Origin of the sequence: Paenibacillus sedimenti (genome assembly GCF_014534655.1) — a bacterium.
Taxonomy (GTDB): domain Bacteria; phylum Bacillota; class Bacilli; order Paenibacillales; family NBRC-103111; genus Paenibacillus_E; species Paenibacillus_E sedimenti.
Genome location: NZ_JACVVD010000021.1, coordinates 52,412 through 62,241, shown reverse-complemented (window position 1 = coordinate 62,241; position 9,830 = coordinate 52,412). Strand labels below are relative to the sequence as shown.

Sequence of the window (9,830 nt, the reverse complement as noted above, 5' to 3'; positions counted from 1 at the left end):
GGGACCGCTCGACTTGCATGTATTAGGCACGCCGCCAGCGTTCGTCCTGAGCCAGGATCAAACTCTCCAAAAAGGATGAATCTGAATAGCTCATTTAAAGCTGACGAGATTATTAATCTCTTAAAAGTTTAGAGTCGATTGCTCGACTTGCTTCTTCACTCGTTGTTCAGTTTTCAAAGAACAATTACTCTCGTCCATCCCGCTCTTTTTCAAAAGCCGGAAGACTAATATACCACATTCAAAAATACTTTGCAACTTGTTTTTCTCAAGTTACTTTCGCCCGCCTCTCAGCGGCGACATTTAATAAGATACCACAGACGAGATAAACAATGCAAGTATTATTTTTAAAAAATACGGGACACCTGCCGGCGCCCCGTAATATAAGGATTTTACTCGCTTTGACGTTCACGCATCAATGGGAATAACAATACGTCGCGAATGGACGGAGCATTCGTGAGCAGCATTACTAAACGGTCAATTCCAATTCCGAGGCCCCCTGTAGGCGGCATACCGTACTCCAATGCACGGATGAAATCATCATCCATTTCATGAGCTTCATCGTTACCTTGCTCTTTTTCGCGAAGCTGCGCTTCGAAACGCTCCCTTTGATCAATAGGATCGTTCAGCTCCGTGAAGGCATTCGCATGCTCACGCGCTACGATAAAGAGCTCGAAACGATCCGTGAAACGCGGATCTTCCGGGTTCTTTTTAGCCAGAGGAGAGATTTCTAATGGGTGTCCATATATAAAGGTTGGCTGAATAAGCGTCTCTTCCACGAAAGTCTCGAAGAACTGGTTTAAGATATGACCAAATGTCATGTGAGGCTCTACCGGAACTTTATGTTCTTTGGCCAAACGGTGCGCTTCCTCATTGGACATATGGACGCTGAAATCTACACTTGTGACTTCTTTGACCGCATCAACCATAGATACACGTCTCCAGCCTACCGCCAGATTGACTTCGTGGTCGCCATATTGGATTGTCGTCTTACCGAGAACCTCTTGCGCGATATGAGCAATAAGCTCCTCCGTGAGCTTCATGATGTCTTTGTAATCTGCATAAGCTTCATATAGCTCGATCATCGTAAATTCCGGATTGTGACGAGTAGAGATCCCCTCATTACGATATACGCGGCCGATTTCATAGACCTTTTCCAAGCCACCCACGATAAGGCGCTTTAGATGAAGCTCGATCGCTATACGCATATATAATTGCATGTCGAGTGCATTGTGATGAGTAATAAACGGGCGTGCCGAAGCTCCGCCGGCAATCGCATGCAATGTCGGTGTTTCAACTTCCAAATAACCCAAGGAATCCAAGTAACGGCGCATCGATTGAATAATGCGGGAACGCAGAATGAAGGTTTGCTGCACATCCTGGTTCGTGATTAAATCCACATAACGCTGACGGTAGCGAAGTTCCACGTCACTCAAACCATGGAATTTATCAGGCAGCGGAATTAAGGATTTAGTCAAAACTTCAAGTGATTTCACCTTAATGGAAGTTTCGCCGGTTTTGGTTTTAAATACAACACCACGAACGCCTACCATATCGCCAAGATCAAGAAGATCAAATGCCTGGTATTTATTGGCGTCTACCGAATCTTCGCGCACATAGATTTGAATTTTGCCGGAAATGTCTTGAAGGTGGGCGAAGCTGGCTTTGCCCATGCCTCTTTTTTGCATAATACGACCGGCAACGGAAACTTCAACCGGTTCGGCGTCCAGTTCTTCCTTGGTTTTATCGTTATAAGCATCAAGAATTTGCTTAGCCGTATGTGTTCTTTCGTATTTGTTTCCAAACGGGTCTACGCCTAAAGCGCGGAGCTCATCCAATTTGTTGCGGCGAATAACGAGCAGTTCATTTAATTCCAGTTCCTGGCTCATGATTTCATCTCCTAGGTTTTATTCAATGGCTCAAGCGACTGATGGATTTTCGGGTTAAAAACCGGAAAAAAGCTTCCGGAAGGAAGCTTTCCAAAGCGACGCGGCTGCACATTACTTTTTAATATCGATAATCTGATACTGAATGACGCCGGCAGGTACGTTAACATCAACGGTTGCACCCTTTTGCTTGCCGAGAATGGCTTTACCCACTGGGCTTTCATTAGAGATCTTATTCTGAAAAGGATCGGATTCTGCCGTACCTACAATGTTATATTCTACGAGATCGCCGAATTCCAAATCCTTCAGTGTCACGATTGAACCAACGCTCACCGTATTGATATCTACGTCATCGTTATTAATAATCCGCGCGTTGCGCAGCATTTTTTCAAGGGTAATAATTCTTCCTTCAATAAAGGCTTGTTCATTCTTCGCATCTTCGTATTCGGAGTTCTCCGAGATATCGCCATAGCCGATGGCTACTTTGATTCTTTCCGCGACTTCACGGCGTTTCACCGATTTCAGATGCTCAAGCTCTTCCTCCAGCTTTTTCAAGCCTTCTTGTGTAAGAATGACTTCTTTTTCACTCATTCCCAACTGATCTCCCGTCGTGTGAAAAATTTTCATATCGTTGAATCAATGCTTCCTGCTAGGAGTTAGATCTATAAAAAGAGCTGATTCAAGTAGTATGAATTCACTATTAGTTAATATATTAGCTTCGTGCCTCAAGATGACACCGCTGTCGTTCACTATATGCGGGAACACACATTAATATTGACTGATTATATTGCAACGGTTTCAAAATGTCAATCTAAGCCAGCGCTTCATTTTTTAATGAAGCACTGTACTTTCCCCAGCCGAAGCAGACACAGAATGCGTCTCTAAATTCTCGACATATTCATTCAAAACCCGTACCATTTCATCGCGTTTCACAAGGTCCATGATGACGTCTTTAACACGAGCTGCTCCTTGCAAGCCTTTGAGATACCAGGCCATATGTTTGCGCATTTCTTTCACGGCTACATGCTCACCCTTCAAGGCAACGAGTCGATCCATATGAAGGATCGCGATACGGATTTTCTCCTCGGCGGTCGGTTCTAGCGGCAGTTCGCCTTTAGCCAGGTATTGCACTGTACGGTACAGCATCCACGGGTTACCTAACGCGCCGCGTCCAATCATAACACCGTCCACACCAGTGTGGTCGAGCATCCGCTTCGCATCTTCCGGCGTAACGACATCGCCGTTGCCAATGACAGGAATCGACAGGGCCTGCTTCACGTCCCGGATGATATCCCAATCCGCCTTGCCGGTGTACATTTGCTCACGGGTACGACCATGAACGCTGACCGCGCTGCCGCCGCCTCTTTCAACGGCTTTGGCATTCTCGACGGCGTAAATATGCTCGGAGTCCCAGCCGATACGCATTTTGACTGTGACCGGTTTACTAACAGCCGCTACAACGGTAGCGATCATTTCTTCGATTTTGTCCGGTTGCAGGAGCCAGCGGGCACCCGCGTCGCACTTTGTGATTTTGGGCACAGGACAGCCCATGTTGATATCAATGATATCTGCGTTCGTGTGACGGTCGACGACTTTGGCCGCTTCAACGAGCGTCTCCGTATCTCCGCCGAAAATTTGCAGACTGAGCGGCTTCTCCCGATCATCAACATAAAGCATATCCATCGTGCGGGAATTGCCATGGACAATTGCTTTATCGCTCACCATTTCCGCACAAACGAGGCCCGTGCCGAATTCCTTGGCAATCAGCCGGAATGCGGGGTTGCAAACACCAGCCATCGGCGCCAGTACGACTTTATTGGGAGCTTCGACATTTCCTATTTTAAGACCCGAAGAATTCATACTTCTCACCTCGCAACCGCAGGGACCAATTCATCGGGCTCGATGTTTAGCACTTGCGAAATTTTGTTAATGATTTTGCTATCCGGTTTGCGTGTACCCCGTTCAATTGCACCTAAAATAGCGATCGATACGCCAAGCAAATCGGCCAGTTCGTTTTGGGTATAACCTTTTAATTTACGAAAAGCGCGGATGCGCTGTGCTACTGAACTTTTTTCCATAAAACGACGCCTTCCTTTCCTTCCAGTTTCTCCAATTGGGCGGAGATGAATTCTAAAGCTGCATCTTGCCGACTGTAGAGAACCTCTGCGAGAGGAACTAACACAAAAGCCCGCTCATGCATCCGCGGATGCGGAATGATCAAGTCGGGGGTTGAAAGCCGTTGTTCGCCGTATAGGAGCATATCCAGATCGATCGTTCTTGGGCCCCAGCGCAGATCGCGCGTTCTACCCAGTCGTTTCTCGATGGCAAGCATGGTGGTCAAGAGCTCTTCTGCAGGTAGTGTCGTGGAGACTTCAATAACCATATTCAAAAATGCCGCTTGATCCACATAACCTACGGGGTCGGTCTCATATATGCTTGATTGCGCGGTAACATTGATCCCCGCATGTTCATTCAACTCTATTATGGCTTGCTGCAAATAGCGCTCGCGATCATCTATATTAGATCCCAGTGCCACATAAGCTGTTATGGCTTGTCGTTCTTCGGCTGTCATTCAATTGGCCCGCTTTCGGTTAATCTCTACGGTAACTCCGTCAAAAATCACGGGAAATGGCGGATGCGGCTTAATGACGCGAACCGTCACTTCATTGATACTAGTATAAGTATGCAGCAGCTCGGATGCAATATTTTCTGCCAGTGCTTCAATGAGTTTGAAGGTGCGGCCTTCGACAACCTCTTTGACTTTGAAAAAAACTTCCGCATAATTGATCGTGTCGTCAAGATGATCCGATTGACCGGGCTTATTTAGCGGCATGAGGAGTTCTACATCGACATAAAAGCGCTGACCGAGTTTATTTTCTTCTGTGAAAACACCGTGATTGCCGAAAAACTGCATGCGTGAGAGTGTAATTTTATCCATATTCGGGAGGCCTCCATAGGTATGTTAGGTGCGAATGATTGCGTCTGTCATGACAGCGACACGCTTCATTGCCTGCACATCATGTACTCTGACTATGCTGCAACCTTGGGCGATACCGAGCGCGATTGTAGCCGCGGTGCCTTCCAGCCGTTCGTCAGCAGGTACCCCGCCGAGTGCGATGCCGATCATGCTTTTGCGGGACGTGCCGAGCAGAACGGGGAAACCGATATCGGCTATGGCGCGGAGGCGGTTCATGAGATAAAGGTTTTGTTCGTAAGTTTTGGCGAATCCGATACCCGGATCAAGTATGATGTTCTCTTTGCGAATGCCGGCTTGTTGGGCTTGTGCGATGCATTCCTGGAGATTTGCGATAACATCGTTGAGGAAGTCCGTGTAACCCATGTTAGTGCGATTATGTGTGATAATGAAAGGACAACCGTACTGAGCGGCTATTCCCGCCATAAGGGAGTCGGCTTTACCGCCCCAAACGTCGTTGATGATATGAGCTCCCGCTTCGAGAGCTTGTTTGGCGACTTCGGCTTTATATGTATCTATGGAGATAGGCGCGTTTATTTCTTGGCTGAGCGCTTGAATGACCGGAATAACGCGGCGCAATTCTTCCTCCTCAGTGACTAAAGTTGAGCCGGGACGTGTGGATTCGCCGCCGATATCGATAATATCTGCGCCTTCCGCGATCATTTGGCGCGCTCTTTGCACGGCTGTTTCAATCGCTAGGTACTGACCGCCATCCGAAAAGGAGTCCGGCGTAACATTCAGAATACCCATGATGATCGTTCGATCACCAATGGGCAGCTCGTGTCCTCTGCAGGATAACATTTTCATGGTTTTCACTTCCTATATGGTTAACGATTGTTATATAGTTCGATAAGTTGGCGCGTTATCGGGCCTGCGCTGCTTCGTCCTATTGGATGGTTTTGTCCACTAGGCGTATACAATGTTGTGATAGGGACAATTTCTTGGATCGAGTTCACGATGAACACTTCATCCGCATCGATAAGATTTTCCCATGTGTACAGTCCGTCTTGGGTATGAATTTGGTTCGATTGAGCGAGTTTGAGCACGTGAGCCCTGGTAATGCCGGGCAAAATTCCCGTATCCAGCGATGGCGTGAACATGATGGAATCTTTGATAAAAAAGAGGTTGCTGACAATGCCCTCCGCCAAATACCCATCCTCAGTCAGCATCAAGCCTTCGGCACCTTTGGCCCACTCATAGTTCTGGAGTTCCCTCTTGGCGAGAATGTTATTCATATAATGAAATGACTTGAATCGATATAAGCCTTCCGGCGTATTGCGCGGCAGTTTAAGGAGCTGCAGCGCTTTGCCCTTCTCGTACAGGTTCGCGTCCCTTGGAGGAAGCGGTTTGATGTAAATGATTTCATTAGGCTGTTGGTAAGCTCCGGACGGGAGTCCTAGCGCATCCACGCCTGCAGAAACGGAAAAACGTATGTATGCGTCGCTAAGGTTATTGGCTTCTAGGAGCTTGGAAATAAGTTGCTGAATTCGTTCGATGTTCGGTTCGTATGTAATGCCAAGTTCACTACACCCTTCTTCTAAGCGATGGAGATGCTGCGGGAGAAGAAACGGCCTGCCCTTGTAAGTGCGAAACGTCTCGAACAAGCCGAGCCCGTAAAGAAAACCGTGGTCGTAGACCGAGACCACGGCTTGTTGTTCCTCATATAAAGTGCCATTTATGCTGATTATCATGAATTACGCTCCTGTTTTAGCTGTACGGCGTAAGAAATTTCGCAAAATTTGATGTCCATGGTCGGTAATGATCGATTCCGGATGGAATTGAACACCCTCGATCGGATATTCTTTATGTCTAAGCGCCATGATCTCGCCGTCAGCGGTACGAGCGCTCACTTCCAGGCAATCCGGCAGCGTCTCGGATTTCACGATGAGCGAGTGATAACGCGTTGCCGTGAATGGAGACGGCAATCCTTCGAACAACGTTTTCCCATCGTGGAAAATAGGCGAGGTCTTACCGTGCATCAGACGCTCGGCGCGAATCACATCGCCGCCAAACGCCTGTCCGATGGACTGATGGCCCAGGCAGACACCGAAGATTGGGATTTTGCCCTTAAAATGATCAATAAGCGACAGGCTGACGCCTGCTTCATTCGGGGTACACGGACCCGGAGATATTAAGATATGGTCGGGCTTCAGCGCCTCCACACCAGCTAGATCAATCTCGTCATTCCTGCGGACGACGACTTCTTCCCCGATCTCCCCCAAGTATTGAACAAGGTTGTACGTAAATGAATCATAATTGTCGATCACTAAAATCATTCTAAGCTCCCCTTTCGTCTCGTAAGCCTTTCTTGGGCTTCACGCTCGGCTCATACTCCGCTCGCTAAATTCTATCGATTTCCACATCGCTTTGGCTTTGTTCAAAGATTCCACATATTCACGCTCAGGTACGGAATCGATGACGATGCCTGCTCCCGCTTGAATATGACCCATCCCTTGAACGGCTACCAGCGTGCGTATAATAATATTAAATTCCATATTGCCGTTATAGTCAATCCATCCCATGGACCCAGTATATGGGCCTCGGCGAACCGGTTCGAGTTCTTCGATAATTTCCATGGTGCGGATCTTCGGCGCGCCCGTTATGGTTCCGCCCGGGAAGGTCGCAGCGATGACGTCGTAGGCATCCTTGCCTTCGGCGAGCTCGCCGACGACTTCGGAGACGATGTGCATCACATGGGAATAGTACTCGATGACCATGAAGTCTTTGACGCGGACGGATCCGTATCGGGAAATCCGTCCGAGATCGTTGCGCTCGAGGTCGACCAGCATGACGTGCTCGGCGCGTTCTTTATCATTGTCGATGAGCTCGCCGGCCAGGCGCAGGTCATCCTGTTCGTCCTTGCCGCGCGGGCGGGTGCCCGCGATCGGCCGCGTGCGCAGCACGCCGTCTTCGAGCTGCACGAGCAGCTCCGGCGAGCCGGACACGAGAGCGAAGTCCGCGAAACGGAGCAAGCCCATGTACGGCGAAGGATTGACGACGCGCAGCGCCTCGTAAATCTCTTCCGGCGTCGTGTGCAGCTTGCGGCTCTGCCGCACGGACAAGTTGACTTGGAACACGTCACCTTGGGAGATGTAAGCTTGGATGGCCTCCACCGAATCCATGTAGTCTTCTTTGCCGAAGGCAGGCCGGATGCCTTCGATGCGCTCTACATCGATATTCAGCTGCTCGCGCGCGATGGCAGGCTGGTCAGTTGAGCCGGTAGTTGCATGTGCGCCACTGCCCGACCAGTTGCTTGCGCGAATCGCATGCCAGCGATTCAGCATCGTTTGTGCGCGCTGATGCGCCTGCTCATACAGCTGCTGCAGATAGGCGTCATCCCCCTTGTGGCCCTCGGCAAGGGGGGCATGCACTGCGATGTATAAGACTTTATCGACGTGATCCAACGTCCATACCTGATCGTACATCGCGAAGCTGTAGTCCGGTATTGGGAGATCGTCAGCCGCACGTTCAGGCAATTTCTCGATGGTGCGGATGACATCGTAGCTCCAGTAGCCGACACAACCGCCTAGAAATTTTGGCGCTCCCTCTACCTTGGGACTTCGATATGGAGCCATCCATTGCTTGACGACATCGAGAGGAGCGCCTGTCAAAGATTGAGCAGGAACGGATATTTCCGCTTTCATCCCCTTTCCGCGGATCGCTGATATAGGATGGAGGCCGAAAAATGTATATCGCCCGCCTTTTCCGCTCTCCAGCACAAATGAGTCCGGCGCCGCTTCCTTCCATGCTTCCTGCCAGGAATGAATCCGATCGTCCGCCAGCCCCAGCTTAATGACATAAGGAAGCATTGTATATGCAGAGGACCAATTGCGCCACTGCTCTAAAGTTGTAAGGATCACTTCATGCCCCCCTTAACACTTGCTCTTCCGATAATTAGTACTGAACACGGGTTATATCTGGTCTTATCCTCAGCCCGCATTCCATATAGTTGTCCATTAGTATACTCTAACGGTTCCCAGAAAAAAAGCCCCCAGCTAGGCTGGAGGCTCTCAATTAAGCAGTGATTGCTTATTGCTCTTCAAATTGGTACAGCGGCGTACTGAGGTAACGCTCACCGTTACTTGGAATCACAGCGACGACACGCTTGCCGGCGCCTAATTCTTTAGCTACTTTTAACGCTGCAAAGATCGCTGCGCCCGAAGAAATGCCGCCAAGGATACCTTCTTCTTTCGCTACACGGCGGGAAGTTTCGAATGCATCATCATTCTCTACCGCGATAATTTCATCGTAGATGTTCGTGTTCAAGATATCTGGAACGAAGCCCGCGCCGATACCTTGAATTTTGTGAGGACCTGGCTTACCGCCGGAAAGAACCGGAGAAGCAGCAGGCTCAACCGCATAAATTTTGATACCTGGGAAATTCTCTTTCAACACGCCGCCTGCACCCGTAATTGTACCGCCAGTGCCAATACCGGAAACGAATGCATCCAGCTTGCCGTCGTGGCCTTTGATCGCTTCAACGATCTCAGGGCCTGTAGTTTCACGGTGAATTTTCACGTTAGCTTGGTTTTTGAATTGTTGCGGGATAAAATAGTTCGGATTCTCTGCCTGAAGCTCTTCAGCGCGGCGAATCGCACCTTTCATACCTTCCGCTCCTGGAGTCAGCACCAGCTGAGCGCCGTATGCGCGAAGCAGGTTACGTCTTTCCAAGCTCATCGTTTCCGGCATAACGAGAATAGCTTTATATCCTTTAGCGGCTGCAACCATAGCCAATCCGATTCCTGTGTTACCGCTAGTTGGCTCGACAATCGTGTCGCCTGGCTTCAATTTACCTTCTTGCTCAGCCACTTCGATCATGGAGATGGCAATACGGTCCTTTACGCTTGCACCCGGGTTTTGATACTCGAGTTTCACATATACTTCTGCACTGCCTTCAGGAACGACGCGGTTCAAACGAACTAACGGTGTATCCCCAATCAAATCAGTAATGCTTTGCACTAATTTTGCCATGC

At 49.1% G+C, this 9,830-nt stretch carries 11 protein-coding genes and 1 rRNA gene; all 12 read right to left on the bottom strand.

Annotated features, from left to right (window positions below; translation table 11 throughout):
- Nucleotides 1-73, bottom strand: a 16S ribosomal RNA gene (locus ICC18_RS31370); the annotation flags it as partial.
- A 316-nt stretch (nucleotides 74-389) separates the two neighbouring features.
- The gene (gene lysS, locus ICC18_RS31365; RefSeq protein ID WP_188178347.1) at nucleotides 390-1,886 is read right to left on the bottom strand and encodes a lysine--tRNA ligase; all 1,497 of its coding nucleotides are present in this window, start codon (nucleotides 1,884-1,886) and stop codon (nucleotides 390-392) included.
- Nucleotides 1,887-1,997: 111 nt separating this feature from the next.
- Nucleotides 1,998-2,474: a transcription elongation factor GreA gene (gene greA, locus ICC18_RS31360; protein ID WP_188178346.1), complete on the bottom strand. Its 477-nt coding sequence runs from the start codon at nucleotides 2,472-2,474 to the stop codon at nucleotides 1,998-2,000.
- Nucleotides 2,475-2,714: 240 nt separating this feature from the next.
- Entirely contained in the window at nucleotides 2,715-3,743 is a 1,029-nt protein-coding gene (dusB, locus tag ICC18_RS31355; RefSeq protein ID WP_188178345.1) for a tRNA dihydrouridine synthase DusB, read from the bottom strand.
- Nucleotides 3,744-3,748: 5 nt separating this feature from the next.
- Nucleotides 3,749-3,961: a helix-turn-helix domain-containing protein gene (locus tag ICC18_RS31350; RefSeq protein WP_188178344.1), complete on the bottom strand. Its 213-nt coding sequence runs from the start codon at nucleotides 3,959-3,961 to the stop codon at nucleotides 3,749-3,751.
- Complete coding sequence (gene folK, locus ICC18_RS31345; RefSeq protein WP_188178343.1) at nucleotides 3,943-4,455, bottom strand: 2-amino-4-hydroxy-6-hydroxymethyldihydropteridine diphosphokinase; 513 nt, start codon at nucleotides 4,453-4,455, stop codon at nucleotides 3,943-3,945. Before folK ends, ICC18_RS31350 begins: the two co-directional genes overlap by 19 nt.
- Entirely contained in the window at nucleotides 4,456-4,821 is a 366-nt protein-coding gene (folB, locus tag ICC18_RS31340; RefSeq protein ID WP_188178342.1) for a dihydroneopterin aldolase, read from the bottom strand.
- Nucleotides 4,822-4,845: 24 nt separating this feature from the next.
- Nucleotides 4,846-5,664, bottom strand: coding sequence for a dihydropteroate synthase (gene folP / locus ICC18_RS31335; RefSeq protein WP_188178341.1), 819 nt, complete (start codon nucleotides 5,662-5,664; stop codon nucleotides 4,846-4,848).
- Between the two features lie 20 nt (nucleotides 5,665-5,684).
- On the bottom strand, nucleotides 5,685-6,548 hold the full coding sequence (pabC, locus tag ICC18_RS31330) for an aminodeoxychorismate lyase (protein ID WP_188178340.1): 864 nt from the start codon (nucleotides 6,546-6,548) through the stop codon (nucleotides 5,685-5,687).
- Nucleotides 6,549-6,551: 3 nt separating this feature from the next.
- Nucleotides 6,552-7,133, bottom strand: coding sequence for an aminodeoxychorismate/anthranilate synthase component II (gene pabA / locus ICC18_RS31325; RefSeq protein ID WP_188178339.1), 582 nt, complete (start codon nucleotides 7,131-7,133; stop codon nucleotides 6,552-6,554).
- Nucleotides 7,134-7,172: 39 nt separating this feature from the next.
- Nucleotides 7,173-8,717, bottom strand: a complete 1,545-nt coding sequence (locus ICC18_RS31320; RefSeq protein ID WP_312029640.1) for an anthranilate synthase component I family protein — start codon at nucleotides 8,715-8,717, stop codon at nucleotides 7,173-7,175.
- Nucleotides 8,718-8,886: 169 nt separating this feature from the next.
- On the bottom strand, nucleotides 8,887-9,828 hold the full coding sequence (cysK, locus tag ICC18_RS31315) for a cysteine synthase A (protein WP_188178338.1): 942 nt from the start codon (nucleotides 9,826-9,828) through the stop codon (nucleotides 8,887-8,889).
- Between the last annotated feature and the right edge of the window lie 2 nt (nucleotides 9,829-9,830).